Below are 20943 nucleotides of genomic sequence, written 5' to 3' on the forward strand. Positions count from 1 at the left end.
ACATTATATGTAGGGTAATTAAAAAAAGATGCACTTTATTGCATCTTTTTTTAATTACTTTACCTAGTTTTATATGAGATCTGCCTAAATAATGCTAAGTAAGGTAGTTATGAAATTGGACGGAATTTCTCAGCGACAAAAGGTAACGAAGAAGGGACAGAGATAGTCTCCATTTCAGGATAACGTAATCCGGTTAATTTGCCACCAAATACAGCACCAGTATCAATATTGACTGTCTGATTGACGAATCGAGGTTCTGCTACTGGTGTATGTCCATATACAATCCAAGCTTGCCCCTTGTATTCTTGCGCCCAATCACGACGGACAGGTGAGCCATCGGCATGCTTTTCTCCTGTAATATCGCCATATAATACAAAGGTTTGTACTTTTTTATCTCGTCTTCCTATGTAATCTTGCCGAATCCCAGCGTGACATACGATTACTCTTTTTTCATCTAGTATGTGGTAGAGCGGTGATTGTTCATAAAGAGTGGTAAACTTTTCTTTTATAATGTTTTGCTTATGAGAAGGAAGTGCTTCATATTCAGCAACAGTTGTTTCAAGTCCGTGAGCGACTGTTACATTACGTCCAAGGAAAAATCGATATAGTTTATTACAGTGATTTCCAGGAGCGTAATAAGCTTCTTTTTTATGTATGACAAGTTCCCATACAATTTCGATCATACGTAATGAATGAGGACCACGGTCTGTAATATCGCCAACGAATGCAAGTTTACGTTGGTCAGGGTGAACCGGTAGACCGCTACTCCAGTTATATCCTAGCTTCTCTGTTAAATTTTGAAACTCTTGGAAGCATCCATGAATATCTCCTATAATGTCATATTTCATATTTAAACCTCCATCGTATTTTTCATTAGTATATCTAAAAAAGGATAGAGATAAAAATATAGCGTTTTTTTGTTGTTCATTTAAACATAAAGATTTTCGTTCTTGAGCGAACATTTAAAATGAATCCAATCGCAATCATGTATGTAAGTAGTGAACTTCCTCCGTAGCTCATAAGAGGTAATGTTATCCCTGTAATGGGAAGTAATCCGATTGTCATCCCGATATTTTGGAATACTTGGAAAGTAAACATTCCGATTGTACCAGCGCAAATGTAACTACCGAAAGGGTCATTACTTTCTAAAGCGATATGAATCATTCGAAAAATGAGTAAGAAAAAAAGTGAAATAATGACACTTGCGCCTAGAAATCCAAATTGTTCAGCGACATTAGTGAAAATAAAATCTGTATGTGGTTCTGGAAAATATACTTGTCCATTTTCCCATCCTTTTCCTTGCATTTCTCCGGATCCAGTCGCTAAGAATGCTTGTCTTAATTGATAGCCTTGTGCATCATATTTGTAAGGTGCTAACCATCCGTAGAAGCGATTTAGTTGATATTCTTTTAAAATGTGTGCTTTAAAGAAATCTGTGTGAGTAAAAAAAATATATATTAATGTAGATCCAGCGACGAAAGTACCTGAAACTAATCCGAAAATAAAACGCCATCGTATGCCAGAAACTAGTATCATTGCTGCAAGCATCGCTGAAATGACCATTGTGTTTCCTAAATCTGGTTCTTTTGCAATAAGTAGTAGTGGTGGCAAACTTGTCGCAAATATTTTTCCAAGTAATAAAAAATCGTCACGCACTGTTCTGGAAAAATATTTCTCATTATGATTTGCTATAATTCGTCCAATGACGATAATTAAAAATAATTTCATAATTTCAGAAGGCTGAAAATTTCCGATGCCTGAGAGCCTGTACCAAGCAGTAGCGCCTTTAATTGTAACGGCACCTGGTACTTGAAGTTCTAGTCCTATAAGTAGTACCATTGCAAAGCTATACAAATACCAAGCAATTTTTTGATAACGATCGAAATCGATAATCATAATAACACCAATGGCTATAAATCCAATGAAGTACCATTGGATTTGCTTTAGTACAAAATTGACGTTTTGTAAAAATGGTGGTAAAGAGGCTTGCGCACTTGCAATAGCACAACAACTAACAATCCCAATGGCAAATAAAATAAATAGTAATACGTAGTCTATTTGATATTGAGAATTTGGATCTTTCAATGTAGGTATTCCTTTCTACTGCTCTTTATAGTAATGGATTTTATAGTATGAGAAAGAATGTATGAACTATACGAATGATTCGCATATAGCCCATACACTTTTGATTTTGCAGAGTAGTTTAATTGTTTAACTCTTTAATAATTATATCCAAACAATGGGAAAGACGTACATGTGCGTCAGGAAAAATATCTAGTTGATGAAGATAGTATTTTAAGGAACTTTTACACCATTGGTAAGCACTAAGTAGAGCTGCTCTATAGTCCGTAGTATTTTGTAAAAAGCCATATTCTTTTGCTGTTATAACGAGGTGTGTGAAATCTTCACAACCTTGAAGGAGCTTATTGTGTATTTGTTGTCCAGCATGGTAGCGAAATTGACTTAAAGGCTCAGAAATGTATATTGCATTTCCTTTAGAAAGTAAAGAAATCCATGAGGCCATATCAACACTACAAGAATATTGTCGCTCTTTAAGGGTACCAAAAGGATCAGTGAGCAATTCTTTTCGGAACAAAGTAGTTGTAGGCTCACCGATAATGTTGTGCCCACCTTTTAACATCCAATTACCTAAAAATATCCCGTTTAATGGAGTGTCTTCACTATATAACCTTTGTGTTGGATGGGAATCACCGATTAGATTTCCATGATCATCAATACGTACTCGATAAGAAGTAACAAGAGCAAGATTTTTATTGGGATCTTGCTCAAAATAGGCCATCATTTTTTGTATTTTATGCTTATAAAACACGTCATCGTCCATTAAAAAATTTATATACTCACCATTTGATTTTTCTATGAGCATAAGGTCATTGTGAAATTGTCCTAGAGTAGGGATATTTCGAATGTATGTTATATTTTTATAATTTGGTAAGTATTGTTCGCGTATTAAAGTTGCTGTTTCATCATTTGTACTATCATCTCCGATGATGATTTCAATATTTGAATAAGTTTGTGCCAATGCACTTTCTAGAGCAATTTTGAAATAATGAGGCCGATTATAAGTGGGAATAAGGATGGAAACGAGAGGTGGATTTTTTTCATTCATCATACATAACTTCCTTTCAGAAGCTTTTTTTTGTAAGAACAATATCTTGGTAACTTGTATATTCATTTCTGCCGCACCATAAACCGTAATGCGGCTTATTAATTATTTCTAGGCCGTACTTATTCAATAGATTGCAAATATCTGTCTCAGGATAAGCAACTGCGAAATTCGGAATATCTTTATTTACAACGTAGCAATTTTCGATTCGATGATAAAAACCTAATGTACTTTGTCCTGCATTTAAATAATAGGACGATTCAGGGTTTATAAGAAAGAATGTAATGAAACATCTCCCGTCTTTTTTTAATACACGTACAATTTCAGATACGTAATGTTCTAATTCTTTTGGGAGAAGATGTGTAAATACAGAAGTTAAAAAGATAAAATCGAATGTTTCGTCTTCATAGGGAAAACGATATTGAGAGGCATCTTCTTTTCCTTCCGGATTATAGAATTGATTGTATATGTCAACATGTTCAAAGTGAAAATTATTACGCATAGTTGAAATGTTATTTTGACACCAAATAATTCCATCTTTAAACAAATCAAATCCATAATACGCTCCATCATCATTTAAGTAATTCAATAATGGTACAGCCATTCGGCCGACGCCGCAGCCTACATCTAATACTTTTTCATTTGATTTTAAAGCGCCAATTTGAATAAAATACTTTAGGAACTCTTTTCCAACTTTTTTGAAGTCGCCACCTACATATTGGACGAGTTCAGGAGGGGGGAGTAAAGTCATTTCTTTGTTAAGTTCGCTCATGAGTATACCCCTTTCTTGTATGAGAAGATGCAGTAAATCTATTAATAAAATTTTCAATTTGTAGTGAGAGAACACAGGAAAACAATTGTTATATGTAAGGAGATTCCGAAAAAGAATACTTAATTGGATTAGAAGTGAGAGAAGGATGAGTGAAAATAGAATCTCCTATAGATTAAATCTTTTTTTATTCTTTTCTCCAATAAACGCCAAATACATCAATTTTAGTAATAGGGGCTTTTAAATTCCGTTGATTTCTAAAGTCTGTCACAGCCTCAGCGCATGGCGGTAGCCCGTAGTCATCGATAATTATATAGCCACCTTTAGAAACTTTATCATATAAGTTCACGAGACCATCCATTGTGGATTCGTACATATCACCATCAAGCCGTGCAATTGCTATTTTTTCAATTGGTGCTGTTGGTAAAGTATCTTTAAACCAACCTTTTAAAAATTTCACTTGATCATTTAGTAAATCATATTTTTTGAAATTCTCTTGTACTTGTTCTAAAGAGACGCGTAAGTAATCGAATGTGTGTAAATAATCACCGTAATCTTTTGGATATTGTTCTAGATTCGGTGCTGGCAAACCTTCAAATGAATCTGCGACCCACACGTTACGATTCGTAATGTTGTTTGCTTGTAAAAAACCATTCATAAAAATGCATGATCCTCCGCGCCATACACCTGTTTCAATAAAATCTCCTTCTATATTTTCACGAACAACGGTTTCCATTGCCTCTTGTAATTGGTTCATACGTTCTCGACCAATCATGCTATGTGCTGCTCTTGGCCAATCCATTCCATCATGACGTTCACTTTTTGAAACATTTGGTTTTACAATTTTTAAGTTATGGTTTTCAGCATATTGCTTAATGAATAAAGGGAGGGGGACTGTAACTGGTTCGAATTCTAGTTCTTTCGAAATATGTAGAGATGCGGGTAAGTATGCCTCATATTCCAACCATATTTCAAATAAAATTGTCTTCTTTAGCAATTCGAGATAAAGCTGAATAGCAGATTTACTTTCCATATTTGTGCCTCCTGCAAAATGTCATACAACAATATGATTATGTAGATAGCGAATGTTTCATGATTGAATTTAAAATTGAAAAAGCAGTAAAACTGATAACAGTTTTACTGCTAAGTAAAAAATTAAGCAACTTTTTCAATAATAATAGATGCATTTGTACCAAGAGCCAATGATAGCCCAAGTCCTGTAACGATTACTTCAACTAATGATGGAGTTGTCGTAATTTGCGTAATTGCTTGAACAACGATAGGTGCTCCAACTGAGATTAAAGTAGCCCCAGTACCTGGTACAGATACCCCATTTACTTGGATTGTAAGCCCCCCTAATACACTTATTGCCGCAGTATATACGATAACAGTGATTTTATAGAATCCAGTTTCAGCAATAACGAAAGTATCAGCATCTAATTGAGAAATTGCTGTACCAAACTGAGATCCAACAGTATTAAATGGTACTGGAGCATTAAGTCCAAGATCTAAAGAAATTCCAGCGGAGTTAAATGCATACAATCCTGCTGGAAGTCCTAGTCCGGATGGTCCAGTCGGTCCAGTCGGTCCAGTAGCCCCAGTAGGCCCGGTAGGTCCAGTAGCTCCAGTGTCACCAGTAGGCCCGGTAGGTCCAGTAGCCCCAGTGTCACCAGTAGGCCCGGTAGGTCCAGTAGCCCCAGTGTCACCAGTAGGCCCGGTAGGTCCAGTAGCCCCAGTGTCACCAGTAGGCCCGGTAGGTCCAGTAGCCCCAGTGTCACCAGTAGGCCCGGTAGGTCCAGTAGTCCCAGTGTCACCAGTCGGTCCAGTAGGTCCAGTAGGCCCGGTCGGCCCGGTAGGTCCAGTAGGCCCGGTAGGCCCGGTAGGTCCAGTAGGCCCGGTAGGTCCAGTCGGTCCAGTAGGCCCAGTAGGCCCAGTCGGAAGGGTAAACGGTGGTATCGGTGGTAAAGTAGGTCCTACAAGATTAGGGTCAAATGCACTAGCTGATAAAGATTCATCGGGATTTAATCCATTTGAATAATTATTATTTGACATAAATTCACCTCCATAAAGCGTTCATTATATAGTAGATGCAAAACCGAAAGAAAATGACACGGACATTTGAATTATTGAAAAGAAATCTTAAACTGCTTGAACAATTTAAAAAAATGGAAAGTTTAGTATATGTATAACATATGATTGATTTGGAAGAGGGTGATTATGTTGAACAAGCAAGGAATTACAATTAGTTTATGTATGATTGTTCGAGATGAGGAGGAGACAATAGCCCGTTGTTTAGACACAGTTGAGAAAATTGTGGATGAAATTATAGTAGTTGATACAGGTTCCGTCGATCGAACGAAAGAAATCGTAGAGAAATACACTTCTAACATATATGATTTCCAGTGGATTGATGATTTTGCGGCAGCAAGAAATTTTTCTTTTTCAAAAGCGACGCAAGAGTATATATTGTGGCTAGATGCAGATGACGTATTATTAGAAGATGCTCAAGAAGCATTGAAACTTTTAAAAAGAGAATTAGATCCTAAAATTGATGCTGTTTCGATGCCTTATCATCTTGCGATGGATTCTAACGGGAAACCTTTATATTGTACAAAAAGAAATCGACTTGTAAAGCGTGAAAAACAATTCCAATGGTTTGGAAAGGTTCATGAGTATTTAGCTATTTCTGGTGAGGTTTTTAGTAGTAATGTTGCTATTACACATAAAAAAGAAAAAAAAGTAACAAATCGTAATTTGAAAATTTTTCAAAATACTGTAGCGGCAGGAGAAGAATTGAGTCCAAGAGATTTATTTTATTACGCAAATGAATCTACGGATAACCAAAAATATGATGATGCAGTTCTTCTATATGAAACATTTCTTAATCAAGACGAAGGATGGTATGAAGAAAAAATTTATGCATGTGGTAAGTTAGGAGATTGCTATGCAAAGCTCGGAATGTGGGAGAAGGCAATCGAATCTTGTGTGAAGTCGTTTCGGTATGGCGTCCCTAGAGGAGAGAATTGTACAAGAATAGGATATATATATATGGAACAAGAAAAATATAATGAAGCGATATTTTGGTTTAAACTTGCAACGGAAGTACCAATGGAAACGGAGAGTCCTTTCCATAGTCCAGCTAGCTACACATGGCTACCCTATTTACAAATGTGTATTTGTTATAGCAGGTTAGGGGAGCAGGATAAAGCGTATTATTACAATGAATTAGCAGCTTCTTATGTTCCGAATAATGCTGCAATTGAATATAACCGTAAATATTTTCGGGGAGTTTTTGATAAACCATATAAAGTGTAATAGGTTTCGTTTTTTAGAAATGATTTATCGTTATTCTAACTCTAATAGATTGGTTATATATTAGAGTATCAGTAACGTAACCAATATAAATAAAAGGTTTTATACTACTATTTTTGGGCTAATAATCAGTGGGGGATGAACAAAATCTGCACTTTATAGAATTCATATGAGATTTATATTTCTAATTCAATTTGCATAAGGAGTGTGTGAAATGAGTCGCGAAAAAAGTTCTTTATATGAAGAAAAATCCGAGCATTATTATAATGCAGCGAATCCGAATTTATTAAAGCATATAAAAAAGGAATGGAAAGAAGTTCTTGATATTGGTTGCTCAAGCGGTGCATTGGGAGCAGCTATTAAAGAAAACGGTACACGTGTATCAGGAATTGAGGCATTTCCAGAGGCGGCAGAAAAAGCGAAGGAAAGACTAGATCATGTTATGTTAGGGGATATAGAAAAAATAGATCTTCCTTATGAGGAGGGGCAATTTGATTGCGTCATATTTGGGGATGTATTAGAGCATTTATTTAATCCATGGGCTGTAATAGAAAAAGTAAAGCCATATATAAAGCAAAATGGTGTGATTTTAGCAAGTATACCAAACGTTGCTCATATTTCAGTATTAGCTCCCTTGCTTGCTGGAAATTGGACGTATACAGAATATGGTTTATTAGATAAAACACATATTCGTTTCTTTACATTCAATGAAATGCTAAGAATGTTTTTAAAAGCAGGATATTCAATTAGTAAAGTAGATCGTGTATATGTTGATCATAAAATGTATGAGCCACTTATTGAGGAGTTATATGGAATTTGTAAAAAATATCGTCTTGGAAGTGGCTTCATGGCTGAGACAGTTGTATTTCAGTATATTATTGAAGCTGAAAAATCACAATTATGAGTGCTGCAGACAAAACAATATTATTTGTTACATGTATAAATGATCGGAAATTGTATGCAAACTGCGTGCGACATATATTGCAATTGTTAGTACCGCCAGGATATATTGTCCAATTTATGCCGATTCGAAATGCGAAAAGTATGACGAGTGGATACAATCAAGCCATTTCGCATCCAGCAAAGTATAAAGTGTATATACATCAAGATGTTTTTATTATAAATAGAGCCTTTTTATACGGATTACTTCAATTATTTGAGGAACATGAACATCTTGGTATGATTGGGATGGTTGGAGCGCAATATGTTCCTCCAACTGGTGTATGGAACGAAGGGCGTGGAATTGTAGGAAAGGTCATTGGTTATATGAATGATTTGTTTTATATGGCAAGTTTAGAACAACCGTATCATGAATCAAAAACATTTATTCCTGTAGAATGTATTGATGGTTTATTAATGGCGACACAATATGATGTTCCGTGGCGAGAAGACTTATTTGACGGATTTGATTTTTATGATGTATCTCAATCGTTTGAATTTAAAAAAGCAGGATATACAGTTGGTGTACCTGTACAGCGCGATGCTTGGTGTATCCATTATCATTTTGATGTGAATATGACGAACTATGAAAAGTATCGAAAAATATTTGTGGAACACTATATGTCAGATGTAAATAAGGAAGAATAAAAGGGGGGACAAAAATGAAAGATCATACAATATTAGTCGTTGTTTGTGTAAATAATGAGGAGCTTTTCAAACAATGTGAGAGCCAAATAAGAAACATTTTTGTTCCCCCTGGTTATGTCGTACAAATTTTTCCGATACGAGATGCACAAAGTATGGCGAGTGCATACAACCGAGCCCTTTCATATCCAGCGAAATACAAAGTGTATATACATCAAGATACATATCTTATTAATCGAGACATGTTTTCTACACTTATATCTCTTTTTAAAGAAAATGAAAAGCTTGGTTTAATAGGAGTCGCTGGAGCTCAGTTTTTACCGAATAACGGGATATGGTGGGAAGGAAAAAATTTAGTAGGGAAAGTGATTGAGTACAGAAGACAGAATTATCAATTATTAAATTTAGATCAGGTTTTTTATGGTAATCAACCATTTTTGTCAGTTCAGGCAATTGATGGTTTATTCATGGCAACGCAGTATGATATTCCGTGGCGAGAAGATTTGTTTCAAGGGTTTCACTTTTATGATGTGTCACAGTCTTTAGAGTTTCAAAGGGCTGGTTATTTAATCGGTATCCCAAATCAAGCAAATTTATGGTGTATTCATTACAACGGGGATGAGTTTGATGCGGATACATATGAGAAGTACCGGAAAGTGTTTGTAGAACATTACAAAGATATATTATCTCCATCATAAAGGAGAGATGCAAAGTGAAAGGAATTATTTTAGCAGGTGGTACTGGATCTAGATTATATCCAATAACGAAAGTAACGAATAAACATTTACTTCCTGTTGGTCGGTATCCGATGATTTATCATGCGGTATATAAGCTAAAACAATGTGATATTACAGATATTATGATTATTACAGGTAAAGAGCATATGGGGGATGTTGTTAGCTTTTTAGGAAGCGGTCATGAATTTGGCGTGTCCTTTACGTATCGTGTGCAAGATAAAGCAGGCGGTATTGCACAGGCGTTAGGGCTTTGTGAAGATTTCGTCGGGAATGATCGTATGGTAGTTATATTAGGGGATAATATTTTTTCAGATGATATTCTTCCGTATGTTAAAGAGTTTGCAAATCAAAAAGAAGGTGCGAAAGTGCTATTGCAATCTGTAGAAGATCCCGAAAGATTTGGCGTAGCAAATATTCAAAACCGAAAAATAGTTGAAATTGAAGAAAAGCCGAAAGAGCCGAAAAGTTCTTATGCGGTTACGGGAATTTATTTGTATGATTCGAAAGTCTTTTCTTATATTAAAGAATTAAAACCTTCTGCACGGGGAGAACTTGAAATTACAGATATAAATAATTGGTATTTAAAACGAGGGGTACTTACTTATAATGAAATGAGCGGCTGGTGGACTGATGCGGGAACTCATGCTTCGCTTCAAAAGGCGAATACGTTAGCACGGGGTATTAATTTTGGGAAACAGTTTAACGGAGAATAGGTGAGAATATGAAAGTTGTAGAAACAAATTTTACCGATGCAAAATTGTTAGAACCGAGGTTGTTTGGAGACGAGCGTGGCTTTTTTTCAGAGAGCTATAATAAGCAGGTGCTAGAAACATTAGGGATAACGTATTCATTTGTACAGGATAACGTATCTTATTCGGCTAAGGCAGGAACGATTCGGGGACTACACTTTCAAAAAAAACCGAAAGCACAAACGAAACTCATTCAAGTTATGCAAGGGGCAATTTATGATGTTATCGTTGATTTACGAAAAAAATCACCAACATTTAAACAATGGAAAGGATATATTTTAAGTGCAGATAACCATCGGCAGTTACTAGTGCCAAAAGGATTTGCGCATGGATTTTGCACGCTTGTCCCGCATACTATCGTTATGTATAAAGTAGATGAATATTATAGCGCAAAGCACGACTCTGGATTACTTTGGGAAGATAAAGATTTAGCAATTCCTTGGCCAGTAACAGATCCTATATTGTCCGATAAGGATCAGATATTGCCATTACTAGAGGAATATGAAGATAGTTTTTAAGTAGGAGAGTTGTTTATGAATATATTAGTAACAGGTGGGGCTGGATTTATTGGAAGTAATTTCGTTCATTACATGCTACAAAGTTATGAATCATATAAAATTATTAATTACGATGCATTAACATATAGCGGGAATTTAAATAACGTAAAATCTCTTCAGAATCACCCGAATTACTCTTTTGTAAAAGGAGAAATTCAAAATGGAGAGCTGTTAGAATACGTTATAAAAGAGCGAGACGTACAAGTGATTGTAAATTTTGCAGCTGAATCACATGTGGACCGTAGTATTGAAAATCCGATTCCTTTTTATGATACAAATGTAATTGGGACGGTCACTTTATTAGAACTAGTTAAAAAATATTCGCATATAAAACTTGTGCAAGTATCAACGGATGAAGTGTATGGCTCTTTAGGGAAAACAGGGAAGTTTACAGAGACAACGCCGTTAGCTCCAAATAGTCCATATTCTTCAAGTAAGGCGAGCGCGGACATGATAGCTTTATCTTACTATAAAACATATCAATTACCGGTTATAGTAACGCGTTGTTCTAACAATTATGGACCGTACCAGTATCCCGAAAAATTAATTCCGTTAATGGTTACGAATGCACTGGAAGGAAAAAAACTACCGTTATATGGTGATGGTTTAAATGTAAGAGATTGGTTACATGTAACAGATCATTGCAGTGCGATTGACGTTGTTTTGCATAAGGGACGTGTAGGAGAAGTATATAATATAGGTGGAAATAATGAAAAAACAAATGTAGAAGTTGTGGAACAAATTATTACTCTTTTAGGAAAAACAAAAAAAGACATTGAATATGTTACAGATCGTTTAGGACACGATCGTCGTTATGCGATTGATGCAGAGAAAATGAAGAATGAATTTGATTGGGAACCGAAATATACGTTTGAACAAGGATTACAAGAGACGGTGAAATGGTATGAAAAGAATAAGGAATGGTGGAAACCACTAAAAGACCAGTAAGGGGCATGTTACATGAAAGAGAGGGTTATCATAACAGGAGCAAACGGTCAATTAGGAAAGCAACTATTTGAAGAGTTAAACTCTGAAGAATATGATATATATCCATTTGATAAAAAGTTATTAGATGTGACAAATATATCTCGAATACAACAAGTAGTACAAGAAATAAAACCACATATAATTATTCATTGTGCTGCCTATACGAAAGTAGATCATGCGGAGAAAGAGCAGGATCTTGCATATAGAATAAATGCAATCGGAGCTCGAAATGTAGCGGTTGCTTCACAATTAGTAGGGGCGAAGCTAGTTTATATTAGTACTGATTATGTATTTCAAGGCGCCAGACCAGATGGATACGGCGAATTTCATAGTCCAGCGCCGATAAATATATATGGAGCCTCTAAGTATGCGGGGGAGCAGTTCGTCAAAGAGTTACATAATAAATATTTTATCGTTCGCACATCGTGGCTATATGGTAAATATGGAAACAATTTCGTGAAAACGATGATGCGATTAGGGAAAGAAAGAGATGAAATATCTGTTGTAGCGGATCAAGTTGGCTCTCCTACGTATGTGGCGGATTTAAATATGGTTATTAATAAGCTCATTCATACTTCTTTATACGGTACATACCACGTATCAAACAGAGGTTCATGCTCTTGGTTTGAATTTGCACAAAAGATATTTTCGTATGCCAATATGAAAGTGAATGTATTACCTGTTTCAACGGAAGAATTCGGGGCTGCGGCTGCGAGGCCAAAATATTCTATTTTTCAACATAACATGCTACGATTAAATGGTTTTTTACAAATGCCGTCTTGGGAAGAAGGATTAGAGCGGTTTTTTATAGAAACCAAAAGTCATTAACAAATTTCTGTTAATGACTTTTTTGTTTGCCTTTAAGCGGTTTTATGGTACTATAATTATAGTATCAGGTACTAATAACAAGTATAAGTATTTCTGGGAGGATATATCATGGAACTATTACAAGGGAAAACATTTGTCGTTATGGGCGTTGCGAACCAAAGAAGTATTGCATGGGGAATTGCTCGCTCTTTGCATAATGCAGGTGCAAAATTAATATTCACATATGCAGGAGAACGTTTAGAAAGAAATGTTCGTGAATTAGCGGACACATTAGAAGGACAAGAATCACTTGTATTACCTTGTGATGTAACGAATGATGAGGAACTTACAGCTTGCTTTGAAACAATTAAACAAGAAGTAGGTACTATTCACGGTGTAGCACATTGTATTGCTTTTGCAAATCGCGATGACTTAAAAGGTGAATTTGTAGATACTTCTCGCGATGGATTTTTACTTGCACAAAATATTAGTGCATTCTCTTTAACAGCTGTAGCAAGAGAAGCGAAGAAAGTAATGACAGAAGGCGGAAATATTTTAACGTTAACATACCTTGGCGGCGAGCGCGTTGTGAAAAATTATAACGTTATGGGTGTTGCGAAAGCTTCATTAGAAGCGAGCGTGAAATATTTAGCGAACGATTTAGGTCAACATGGTATTCGCGTCAACGCTATTTCTGCAGGACCAATTCGTACGTTATCTGCAAAAGGTGTAGGCGATTTCAACTCAATCTTAAGAGAAATTGAGGAGCGCGCACCACTTCGTCGTACAACAACTCCAGAAGAAGTTGGCGATACAGCAGTATTCCTATTCAGTGATTTAGCACGCGGTGTAACAGGAGAAAACATTCACGTTGATTCAGGGTATCATATCCTAGGATAAATATAATATTAATTTTTAAAGGACAATCTCTAAATGCTGAGATTGTCCTTTTTATTTGTTCTGAGAAAGAACGATTTTTAACGAAAGTTCTTACCACGTGATGAATATAACTATAATAGTACACGATTTATTCAGCTACGTATGGAAGTGGGAGGGACGAGTGTGAAGAATAAAAATAAAAGTTCAACAGTTGGAAAACCGTTGTTATATATTGCGCAAGTGAGTTTAGAACTTGCTGCACCGAAAATAAAAAGGATTATCCTGACAAACTTTGAAAATGAAGATCAAAAAGAGCAAAGTAATAGACAAGAAAATATTGTAAGCAGTGCTGTGGAAGAGGTAATAGAGCAAGAACAACAAGAAGAGCAGCAAGTGGAAGAAAAAATAGAAGAAGAGGAAAAAGAAGAACAGACAGAGCAAGAACAGCCAGAACAGCAAGAGCCAGTAAGAACTGTCCCGTATAATAAATCATTTAAGGATATGAATAATGATGAAAAAATTCATTTTTTATTAAACCGCCCTCATTACATTCCGAAAGTAAGGTGCAGAATAAAAACAGCTACAGTTTCTTATGTTGGATCGATCATATCGTATCGTAATGGCATTGTATCTATTATGCCGCAAAATAGTATGAGAGATATTAGGTTGTCTATAGATGATATCCAATCGATTAGTATGGCCGGCTTTTAAATATGTAAAGGTGGTAGAATGCTTCTACCACCCCAATAGTTTTTTAGTTTACTTTACGATAGAAACGTCGCGTAAGCATTGAATCGCACAGAAACAGCTTAAGTCAACAGTAAGGCAAGTAGTTGTCGATATTAATCTTGCATTTGGTACAGCTAAAAACGTACAAATTGGATCGTCACCAGGTGGTACTGGAGTACCGTCACCTAATACTACAGTTAATACACGTAGCACAGCACAGCTATCATCATCTACGCTTTCCACACGGAAAATTGGAGATCGGCAGCTAGTAAGGCTTGCTGATGGTGCAAATGCTTCAAAAGGTTCTCCAGTTTTTGTGTATAAAATAAAAGGGCGTGTATTTGCTACTGATGCAGTATTATGTGCACCTAAGAATGGGATTTCACAACCAGATCCACATGTTGTTGTAGAACAATCTTGTAATTCATTGATGAATTTTACAACGTCAACTACACAATGAGAAGAGCCATGGTGTTTATTTTCGTTACAACTCATTAATGTCACTCCTTATCTTCTTGTTTGTATTTACATTAATAAGATATTGGAGTCGAGGAGATTTGGTCACAATCTCAAGACCTTTTTTTTTAAATAGGCGAAAGAGGATAAGGGAAGGTGGAATTATGCTGTTTACAAGCTGGCTTTTATTTTTTATTTTTGCGTTAGCTGCTTTTAGGCTCACTCGTTTAATTGTATATGATAAAATAACAGCCTTTTTGCGAAGACCATTTATTGATGAATTAGAGATTACGGAGCCGGATGGAAGTGTATCAACGTTTACAAAAGTTAAAGGTAATGGATTAAGAAAGTGGATTGGCGAATTATTAAGCTGTTATTGGTGTACAGGTGTATGGGTTAGTGCTTTTTTATTAGTTTTATATAATTGGATTCCTATCGTTGCGGAGCCGTTACTTGCATTATTAGCCATTGCAGGAGCAGCAGCAATCATTGAAACAATTACAGGATATTTTATGGGAGAATAATATATTTTCATAATACGAGAAAAAGCGGAGTTTAAAAGAATGAGGGAACGGAAATAAAGAGTTGTTCATATAGTAAATAGACAGAATTGACAGTAGAGGAGATGTTTGCTGTGAGCAATAATCCAAGGCAAAATTCATATGACCTGCAGCAGTGGTATCATATACAGCAACAACACCAAGCACAACAACAGGCATATCAAGAACAATTACAACAACAAGGATTTGTGAAGAAAAAGGGATGCAATTGTGGGAAAAAGAAAAACGCAATAAAACAATATGAAGAATGAAACACTCATGCTACTGTGAGTGTTTTTTATTATATATAAAAAGCGGTATTTCTGTATTAGAAATACCGCTTTTTACTAACTAATTTGTGCAACTGTTAATGCTGCTGCGCGGATGTCTACAGTTCCAATTAACTGAACTGGCACAATTTGAATTAAGTCACCAGGATTTAAGTTAATAAGAATAACACCACTGGATACATCTACTTCACCAGTACCAATAACGTTAGAACGAACTGCTGTACCTGATCCAGGAATAATGTTAGCTGGCGTATTTAATGATAAGAAGAAACGACCAGCTTCTGGTGCAACAGGTGAGTTATCAAGACTAATTGTTAATGTATAACTGATTTGATAAATACCAGCTCGTAGAATTCGAATGCCATCTCCGACACTTACTGTATCGTTGATTACAGGAACAGTAATATTTGGATTTGGACTTACGCTAGGTAATAATAGTGGTGTAAATAGTGAAGCAAACTGAGGTGCAGAAGCATTGAAAGCAAAACCAAAGGCAGGTAGTGTACTAGCTGGCTTCGCCTCACAATCGATTTTAGTAAATTCGCAATCAGAAGAGAACATGTTTTTCACTCCTTTATCTGTTTCTACTTTCAGTTAATGAAAAGGACAGGTTCTATGTTCTAGACAAGTTCCCAATTTTAAGAAATTTACATAAGAATACTCTTTAAGCATGGATTGGGTGGCAGATAATTCTGCCACCCAATCCATGCTTAACTCATTATTTAGTTTTAAATAGAAACATCGCGTAAGCATTGAATAGCGCAGAAGCAACTTAAATCAACAGTAATGCAAGTGGAGGTTGATATTAGTCTTGCATTTGGTACAGCTAAAAACGTACAGATTGGGTCGTCACCAGGTGGTACAGCGGTACCATCACCTAAAACTACAGTTAATACACGCAATACAGCACAGTCATCATCATCTATACTTTCTACGCGGAAAATAGGAGATCGGCAACTAGTAAGGCTTGAAGATGGTGCGAATGCTTCAAAAGGTTCTCCAGTTTTTGTGTATAAAATAAAAGGACGTGTATTCGCTACTGATGCATTGTTATGTGCACCTAAAAATGGAACTTCGCAACCAGATCCACATGTTGTCGTTGCACATTCTTGTAGTTCATGTATAAAACGAACAACATTCGATACACAGTTGAAATCACACTCATGTTGATGATCTTCATTACAATTGCAGCTCATTATGTTCACTCCTTCTCGTGAGTTCTGACATACACTATTACAATATGAGTGGGATATGGTTGATATTACGTTAATTCTTATGATAAAAACAAGGAATTTATATAGAAGGGATGTACATAACGCATTATAAAAAAAGACATCCTTATTTAGTGGATGTCTTTTCAGGTAAATCTTTTCGCACAGTATATAAAAAACGAGATATATCTAATTTCTTTCCTCTGAAAAATTGCGGAGAAGAAATGTAAAGTTCTTCTTTCGCACGTGTAATGGCGACATAAAGTAATCGGCGTTCTTCTTCTAACGCTTCAGAAGTTTCCGTAACACGATCATTTGCATCTTTTAAAGAAGAAGTATGCGGCAGGATCCCATCACTCGCTCCAAGTAAAAAGACACACGGAAATTCAAGGCCTTTTGCGTTATGAATTGACATAAGTGAAACGGCATCTTTTTGCGGCATTGTTTTTAATGCTTCCATTTCTTTTTGACCTTGAATCGCTTCGTCAATAAATTGTAAATAAGCTGGAATATCGGTGAAACGAGTTGCAGACTCCATTAATTCTTCCAACATTTCTTCTTGTATGTCTTTATGCATCGTAAAGGAAGAACGATCGTTACTTTGTAAGTACTCTAAATATTTTCCTTTACCATGAATGATTTCTTTTAATGCTTTTTTCGGTTCTAATTCTTTAATAAATTTAATAAAATCAATACGCTCATTTACCTTTTTCACTTGAAAAGGTTTTAAGCTCGGATTTAATAATAAGAAATGAAGAAGAGAAGGAAAACGGCCTTCACCATATTTCCATTGTTCACGCTCAATAAATGAAATACAATCATCACGTCCGATATACATCGTCGGCAATATGTTTGAAAGTGATTCTAGTCGAAACGGCTCAATCACGAGTCTTAAATGATCTAATACAGGCTTAATTAAAGAATGTTCATAAAATGATTGGCTCGCCCCGTGTTTAATAAACGGGATTTTATGAATGGTAAGCTGATCAAGTAACGAACGGCTTACAGAATGTGTGCGATACAGTAAACAAAAATCTTTATAGTTTCGTTCACCGCTATCCACTTTTTCTTGAATGAGCTGTAAAATTTGATTTGCTTCATCAAGAGTCGTAGCAGGTCTTGCATAAAAAGGTTGTACACCTTCCTCACGAACGGAGTATAGCTCTTTATCAAAACGTTCTTGATTTAATTTTATAACTTCATTTCCAAGCCCGACGATAAAGGGATTGGATCGATAATTCGTATTTAGTGCAATAATTGTTGTGTTATCAAATTCTTTTGGAAAAGATAAAATAATTTGGTGACTTGCCCCTCGCCAGCCATAGATAGCTTGATCATCATCACCTGCGATGAACAAATTATTTCTTGGTGTGGCTAACAATTTTACAATTTCATATTGTGCATACGATGTATCTTGAAACTCATCTACTTCAATGTAGTGAAAACGTTGTTGTAATTGAGTTAGTAAAGGAGCATTATTTTCTAACATATAATATGTTTCCAATAAGATGTCATCGAAATCAATATAATTGTATCGTTGTTTTACTTCTTCAAAACGTTCATATACTTCTTTAAATTCTTGTTCCACTGGTGTTTTCGCTTTTACATCTTTCGGACGATTTAATTTGTTTTTCTCAAGTGAAATCATCGCGAGTATCGTTTCCGCATCATAATCGTCTTTTAAACGCAATTCTTTTAAGATTTTCTTTATCATAATTTGTTTATGTTTTTCATTTGCTAAAATTTGCTGATTATACCCTTGACTACGAAGCAATTTTAAGAAAACAGAGTGGAATGTACCAGCAACAACATAGCTACTTGCTGCATGATTCATACCTGGTAACTTCGCAACACGACTTCGGATTTCTTCAGCTGCTTTTTGTGTAAATGTAAGTAATAAAATATTTCGTGGATGAACTTGTTTTACATTTACTAAATAACCAACGCGAGTTGTTAAAACAGATGTTTTCCCGCTTCCAGCACCAGCTAGTGTGAGAACAGGACCTTCTGTTGTGCGCACGGCTTCTAATTGTTTTTCATTTAAAAAAACATTTTGTTGTTCGAGAGCGCGGAAATAAGCCGCATCTACATCTTCTTCCATAATTAAATGGGTAGATGTTTTCGGAATATGATATGTCGCACGCGGAATATCGGCGTGTGTTAACGATTTTTGTGAAAATTTTTCTTGTGTCATATGTTCACCTTCAAAACTATAGCATCAACATTTAACTTTAGCGGAAGAAAAAGAAAATAGCAATGTAAAAAACAGGAGGGGTCACCTCCTGCTTTCAAATTACAATTCTTTTATCATTACGACGTGCGGGATATTTGCTTCCATAAATACATCAGAACTCGTTACATAGCCAAGTTTTTTATAGAAATCTTCAGCATGTGTTTGAGCATGAAGTTTCAATTTCGGTAGCGAATTTTCTTTTGCATACGCTTCAAGCGCATCCATAACAATTTTTCCGATACCTTTTTTACGATGGGAACCTAGCACGCAAATGCGTTCCATTTTCCCTATACCATCAAGGGTGCGAAAACGTCCAGCACCAACTGGAACATCATTGTCATATATAACAACGTGTGTTGAAGTTTCTTCAAACTCATCGTACTCTTCTTCAGCAGAGACACGTTGTTCATTTACAAACACTTGTTTACGTACAGAGAATGCATCTCTTAGTTGTTCGTCCGTTTGTACAATCTGTGCGTGCAAATTAGTTGTTCCCCTTTCCAAGGTGGAATGTTTCGTGTACAGTCCATGTTCCATTTTCTAATTGATATAGAAGATGGAAACGATCAATTGGTTGTTCATAATAGAAATCTTTCATACGTAATCGACCCAATACATCAGCATGCTCTGCATCTGATAAGCCTTGTCCGATTGTTAAGTGAGGTACGAAAGCATATTCGCGTTCTTGTGTGAATAACCCGCCATGCATTTCTTCATTTAAGAAAGTAAGTTCAGGTGTTTTTTCTACTTTAAAATAAAGGACGTTATTAACAGGTGCGAATGAACCAACTTTCCCAACATGAAGGGTGAAAGGATTCGTTTTACCTGCGATTGTATGTAGCTCGTTTACAATCGATTCTAATTGTTCATCTTGCGTCTCAAAGGGTGTTTTCAATGTAATATGTGGCGGAACTAATGCGTAGTGCGGGTCATAACGCTTACGCAATCCGTTCGCTTTATCTTGAATCATTTTAGATGGAAAAATTACAATGCCTAATTTCATGTTCCAATTCCTCCCTTTGTAAGTCTAGTTAGATTTTGAGATAAATAAATCTCTTTATCTATTATATCAAATTATTCTGAATACTGCTCTCTATTATTTCATTGATAGAATATGAGAGAAGGCTTTCGGTAAATCAGTTTGCCAATATTTCCAAGTATGATTACCTTCAAACTCCTCGTAATGCGTAATGAAATTTCTATCTGTGAGAAGTGTATTTAACTCACGGTTTGGTTCTACGAAATCAGATACTTGTCCATCAGTACGCTTTACAGCCGTTTCTTCTGTACCAATGACGTGATACAGTTCTAATGCTTGTGGATCTTTGAAGTCTTTTGCTAAGTTCATCACTGTCTCATCCACAAATGGTGATTGCATAACGATTTTACCGAATGTATGCGGATACATAAGTGCAGTCATAAAGGAAACTGTTCCGCCAAGAGAATCACCAATTAAAACACGACCTTTTCCCATTTGGTACGTTGGATAATTTTCATCAATATATGGTGCAAGTTCATGAGCAAGGAAACGAATATATGCAGCATTTTTTACTTCATTTGGGAAATATTTTTCTTTACGATCCTGTACATTTTTATATGGAATACCGACAATAATTGTACGGTCAATTTCTTCAGTTTCACGAAGGCGCTCAATTACACGGTGCGCTTTACCAAGCTGAAAATAATCTCTACCATCTTGTGCAATTACAACTGTATGTTTGTGCAGTGGTGTGTAATTTACTGGCAAATAAACGAGAAGCGTAACGTCTTCTTGAAGTGATGCGCTATAAAATGAAATTTCTTCAATTCTCCCTATTGTTTGACTCATGTAGATCCCCCTAAATAAAAATTTACTGTAACGATTGTAAGAGCGACGCTTGTAGTGAAAAAGGAAATAAATATTCACTAATTGGTGCCTTAATTTCTATTTTACCATAATGGTACGAAGAATCTAAAAAATTAGTATTTAAGTTACGAAAG

General features: G+C 35.8%; 25 protein-coding genes. 12 read left to right on the forward strand and 13 right to left on the reverse strand.

The window, feature by feature from the left end; translation table 11 throughout:
* Positions 1–107 precede the first annotated feature (107 nt).
* The 6 genes from prpE to QCI81_RS20330 all read right to left on the reverse strand — a co-directional run bounded on the left by prpE (position 108) and on the right by QCI81_RS20330 (position 5945).
* Positions 108–848 (reverse strand): bis(5'-nucleosyl)-tetraphosphatase PrpE, encoded by a 741-nt coding sequence (gene prpE, locus QCI81_RS20305; RefSeq protein ID WP_063546802.1) that lies wholly within the window; start codon positions 846–848, stop codon positions 108–110.
* A gap of 76 nt (positions 849–924) precedes the next feature.
* Positions 925–2085 (reverse strand): FtsW/RodA/SpoVE family cell cycle protein, encoded by a 1161-nt coding sequence (locus tag QCI81_RS20310; RefSeq protein ID WP_053565012.1) that lies wholly within the window; start codon positions 2083–2085, stop codon positions 925–927.
* Between the two features lie 118 nt (positions 2086–2203).
* Positions 2204–3130 (reverse strand): glycosyltransferase family 2 protein, encoded by a 927-nt coding sequence (locus QCI81_RS20315; protein ID WP_071731617.1) that lies wholly within the window; start codon positions 3128–3130, stop codon positions 2204–2206.
* A gap of 13 nt (positions 3131–3143) precedes the next feature.
* The gene (locus QCI81_RS20320; protein WP_064532907.1) at positions 3144–3896 is read right to left on the reverse strand and encodes a class I SAM-dependent methyltransferase; all 753 of its coding nucleotides are present in this window, start codon (positions 3894–3896) and stop codon (positions 3144–3146) included.
* Between the two features lie 184 nt (positions 3897–4080).
* Positions 4081–4926 (reverse strand): TylF/MycF family methyltransferase, encoded by an 846-nt coding sequence (locus QCI81_RS20325; protein ID WP_064532909.1) that lies wholly within the window; start codon positions 4924–4926, stop codon positions 4081–4083.
* A 122-nt stretch (positions 4927–5048) separates the two neighbouring features.
* Entirely contained in the window at positions 5049–5945 is an 897-nt protein-coding gene (locus QCI81_RS20330) for a BclA C-terminal domain-containing protein (RefSeq protein ID WP_353810880.1), read from the reverse strand.
* A gap of 165 nt (positions 5946–6110) precedes the next feature.
* On the opposite strand from QCI81_RS20330, the gene QCI81_RS20335 reads away from it, so the two are divergent.
* From QCI81_RS20335 to QCI81_RS20380, 10 genes are all read left to right on the forward strand, one after another.
* Complete coding sequence (locus QCI81_RS20335) at positions 6111–7208, forward strand: glycosyltransferase (protein WP_064532912.1); 1098 nt, start codon at positions 6111–6113, stop codon at positions 7206–7208.
* Positions 7209–7419: 211 nt separating this feature from the next.
* Positions 7420–8109, forward strand: coding sequence for a class I SAM-dependent methyltransferase (locus QCI81_RS20340; protein ID WP_064532914.1), 690 nt, complete (start codon positions 7420–7422; stop codon positions 8107–8109).
* Positions 8106–8792 carry a glycosyltransferase family protein gene (locus QCI81_RS20345; RefSeq protein ID WP_064532916.1) on the forward strand — a complete coding sequence of 229 codons (687 nt, stop codon included), beginning with the start codon at positions 8106–8108 and terminating at the stop codon, positions 8790–8792. The genes QCI81_RS20340 and QCI81_RS20345 overlap by 4 nt, the downstream gene beginning before the upstream one ends.
* Positions 8793–8806: 14 nt before the next feature.
* Positions 8807–9487, forward strand: a complete 681-nt coding sequence (locus tag QCI81_RS20350; protein WP_000651524.1) for a glycosyltransferase family protein — start codon at positions 8807–8809, stop codon at positions 9485–9487.
* A 14-nt stretch (positions 9488–9501) separates the two neighbouring features.
* Positions 9502–10239 carry a sugar phosphate nucleotidyltransferase gene (locus QCI81_RS20355; RefSeq protein WP_071730641.1) on the forward strand — a complete coding sequence of 246 codons (738 nt, stop codon included), beginning with the start codon at positions 9502–9504 and terminating at the stop codon, positions 10237–10239.
* An 8-nt stretch (positions 10240–10247) separates the two neighbouring features.
* Positions 10248–10793 (forward strand): dTDP-4-dehydrorhamnose 3,5-epimerase, encoded by a 546-nt coding sequence (rfbC, locus tag QCI81_RS20360; RefSeq protein WP_000869417.1) that lies wholly within the window; start codon positions 10248–10250, stop codon positions 10791–10793.
* A 15-nt stretch (positions 10794–10808) separates the two neighbouring features.
* Positions 10809–11780, forward strand: coding sequence for a dTDP-glucose 4,6-dehydratase (gene rfbB, locus QCI81_RS20365; protein WP_064532919.1), 972 nt, complete (start codon positions 10809–10811; stop codon positions 11778–11780).
* Between the two features lie 12 nt (positions 11781–11792).
* Positions 11793–12647 carry a dTDP-4-dehydrorhamnose reductase gene (gene rfbD, locus QCI81_RS20370; RefSeq protein ID WP_000664660.1) on the forward strand — a complete coding sequence of 285 codons (855 nt, stop codon included), beginning with the start codon at positions 11793–11795 and terminating at the stop codon, positions 12645–12647.
* A gap of 108 nt (positions 12648–12755) precedes the next feature.
* Entirely contained in the window at positions 12756–13526 is a 771-nt protein-coding gene (fabI, locus tag QCI81_RS20375; protein WP_000421885.1) for an enoyl-ACP reductase FabI, read from the forward strand.
* 141 nt (positions 13527–13667) lie between these two features.
* Complete coding sequence (locus QCI81_RS20380) at positions 13668–14216, forward strand: spore coat CotO family protein (protein WP_081366311.1); 549 nt, start codon at positions 13668–13670, stop codon at positions 14214–14216.
* A 48-nt stretch (positions 14217–14264) separates the two neighbouring features.
* On the opposite strand, the gene exsY is transcribed toward QCI81_RS20380, so the two are convergent.
* Positions 14265–14729 carry an exosporium assembly protein ExsY gene (exsY, locus tag QCI81_RS20385; protein WP_001277739.1) on the reverse strand — a complete coding sequence of 155 codons (465 nt, stop codon included), beginning with the start codon at positions 14727–14729 and terminating at the stop codon, positions 14265–14267.
* 125 nt (positions 14730–14854) lie between these two features.
* On the opposite strand from exsY, the gene QCI81_RS20390 reads away from it, so the two are divergent.
* Together QCI81_RS20390 and QCI81_RS20395 are read left to right on the forward strand one after the other, a co-directional pair.
* Positions 14855–15214: a DUF1360 domain-containing protein gene (locus QCI81_RS20390; RefSeq protein ID WP_000899664.1), complete on the forward strand. Its 360-nt coding sequence runs from the start codon at positions 14855–14857 to the stop codon at positions 15212–15214.
* A gap of 101 nt (positions 15215–15315) precedes the next feature.
* Positions 15316–15501 (forward strand): hypothetical protein, encoded by a 186-nt coding sequence (locus tag QCI81_RS20395; RefSeq protein WP_023521433.1) that lies wholly within the window; start codon positions 15316–15318, stop codon positions 15499–15501.
* Positions 15502–15576: 75 nt separating this feature from the next.
* Here QCI81_RS20395 and exsF read toward each other — a convergent pair whose 3' ends face one another.
* The 6 genes from exsF to QCI81_RS20425 form a co-directional block, all read right to left on the reverse strand.
* Complete coding sequence (exsF, locus tag QCI81_RS20400; protein ID WP_000492939.1) at positions 15577–16080, reverse strand: exosporium protein ExsF; 504 nt, start codon at positions 16078–16080, stop codon at positions 15577–15579.
* Positions 16081–16247: 167 nt separating this feature from the next.
* Positions 16248–16715, reverse strand: coding sequence for a spore coat protein CotY (gene cotY, locus QCI81_RS20405; protein ID WP_001277719.1), 468 nt, complete (start codon positions 16713–16715; stop codon positions 16248–16250).
* A gap of 142 nt (positions 16716–16857) precedes the next feature.
* Positions 16858–18924: an ATP-dependent helicase gene (locus QCI81_RS20410; protein ID WP_000191194.1), complete on the reverse strand. Its 2067-nt coding sequence runs from the start codon at positions 18922–18924 to the stop codon at positions 16858–16860.
* 99 nt (positions 18925–19023) lie between these two features.
* The gene (locus QCI81_RS20415) at positions 19024–19446 is read right to left on the reverse strand and encodes a GNAT family N-acetyltransferase (RefSeq protein WP_000543305.1); all 423 of its coding nucleotides are present in this window, start codon (positions 19444–19446) and stop codon (positions 19024–19026) included.
* A gap of 1 nt (position 19447) precedes the next feature.
* Positions 19448–19966 (reverse strand): YjcG family protein, encoded by a 519-nt coding sequence (locus tag QCI81_RS20420; protein WP_000765871.1) that lies wholly within the window; start codon positions 19964–19966, stop codon positions 19448–19450.
* Positions 19967–20059: 93 nt separating this feature from the next.
* The gene (locus QCI81_RS20425; RefSeq protein WP_064532925.1) at positions 20060–20791 is read right to left on the reverse strand and encodes an alpha/beta hydrolase; all 732 of its coding nucleotides are present in this window, start codon (positions 20789–20791) and stop codon (positions 20060–20062) included.
* Positions 20792–20943: the final 152 nt, after the last annotated feature.

The sequence above is a fragment of the Bacillus cereus group sp. MG20 genome (assembly GCF_040459885.1).
GTDB classification, from domain to species: Bacteria; Bacillota; Bacilli; order Bacillales; family Bacillaceae_G; genus Bacillus_A; species Bacillus_A cereus.

What these genes read in the sequence shown, in the direction of transcription:
- prpE (WP_063546802.1), bottom strand. Translation starts at nt 848, where the DNA reads ATGAAATATGACATTATAGGAGATATTCATGGATGCTTCCAAGAGTTT.
- QCI81_RS20315 (WP_071731617.1), bottom strand. Translation starts at nt 3,130, where the DNA reads ATGATGAATGAAAAAAATCCACCTCTCGTTTCCATCCTTATTCCCACT.
- QCI81_RS20320 (WP_064532907.1), bottom strand. Translation starts at nt 3,896, where the DNA reads ATGAGCGAACTTAACAAAGAAATGACTTTACTCCCCCCTCCTGAACTC.
- QCI81_RS20325 (WP_064532909.1), bottom strand. Translation starts at nt 4,926, where the DNA reads ATGGAAAGTAAATCTGCTATTCAGCTTTATCTCGAATTGCTAAAGAAG.
- QCI81_RS20330 (WP_353810880.1), bottom strand. Translation starts at nt 5,945, where the DNA reads ATGTCAAATAATAATTATTCAAATGGATTAAATCCCGATGAATCTTTA.
- QCI81_RS20335 (WP_064532912.1), top strand. Translation starts at nt 6,111, where the DNA reads ATGTTGAACAAGCAAGGAATTACAATTAGTTTATGTATGATTGTTCGA.
- QCI81_RS20340 (WP_064532914.1), top strand. Translation starts at nt 7,420, where the DNA reads ATGAGTCGCGAAAAAAGTTCTTTATATGAAGAAAAATCCGAGCATTAT.
- QCI81_RS20345 (WP_064532916.1), top strand. Translation starts at nt 8,106, where the DNA reads ATGAGTGCTGCAGACAAAACAATATTATTTGTTACATGTATAAATGAT.
- QCI81_RS20350 (WP_000651524.1), top strand. Translation starts at nt 8,807, where the DNA reads ATGAAAGATCATACAATATTAGTCGTTGTTTGTGTAAATAATGAGGAG.
- rfbC (WP_000869417.1), top strand. Translation starts at nt 10,248, where the DNA reads ATGAAAGTTGTAGAAACAAATTTTACCGATGCAAAATTGTTAGAACCG.
- rfbB (WP_064532919.1), top strand. Translation starts at nt 10,809, where the DNA reads ATGAATATATTAGTAACAGGTGGGGCTGGATTTATTGGAAGTAATTTC.
- rfbD (WP_000664660.1), top strand. Translation starts at nt 11,793, where the DNA reads ATGAAAGAGAGGGTTATCATAACAGGAGCAAACGGTCAATTAGGAAAG.
- fabI (WP_000421885.1), top strand. Translation starts at nt 12,756, where the DNA reads ATGGAACTATTACAAGGGAAAACATTTGTCGTTATGGGCGTTGCGAAC.
- QCI81_RS20380 (WP_081366311.1), top strand. Translation starts at nt 13,668, where the DNA reads ATGGAAGTGGGAGGGACGAGTGTGAAGAATAAAAATAAAAGTTCAACA.
- exsY (WP_001277739.1), bottom strand. Translation starts at nt 14,729, where the DNA reads ATGAGTTGTAACGAAAATAAACACCATGGCTCTTCTCATTGTGTAGTT.
- QCI81_RS20390 (WP_000899664.1), top strand. Translation starts at nt 14,855, where the DNA reads ATGCTGTTTACAAGCTGGCTTTTATTTTTTATTTTTGCGTTAGCTGCT.
- QCI81_RS20395 (WP_023521433.1), top strand. Translation starts at nt 15,316, where the DNA reads ATGTTTGCTGTGAGCAATAATCCAAGGCAAAATTCATATGACCTGCAG.
- exsF (WP_000492939.1), bottom strand. Translation starts at nt 16,080, where the DNA reads ATGTTCTCTTCTGATTGCGAATTTACTAAAATCGATTGTGAGGCGAAG.
- cotY (WP_001277719.1), bottom strand. Translation starts at nt 16,715, where the DNA reads ATGAGCTGCAATTGTAATGAAGATCATCAACATGAGTGTGATTTCAAC.
- QCI81_RS20410 (WP_000191194.1), bottom strand. Translation starts at nt 18,924, where the DNA reads ATGACACAAGAAAAATTTTCACAAAAATCGTTAACACACGCCGATATT.
- QCI81_RS20420 (WP_000765871.1), bottom strand. Translation starts at nt 19,966, where the DNA reads ATGAAATTAGGCATTGTAATTTTTCCATCTAAAATGATTCAAGATAAA.
- QCI81_RS20425 (WP_064532925.1), bottom strand. Translation starts at nt 20,791, where the DNA reads ATGAGTCAAACAATAGGGAGAATTGAAGAAATTTCATTTTATAGCGCA.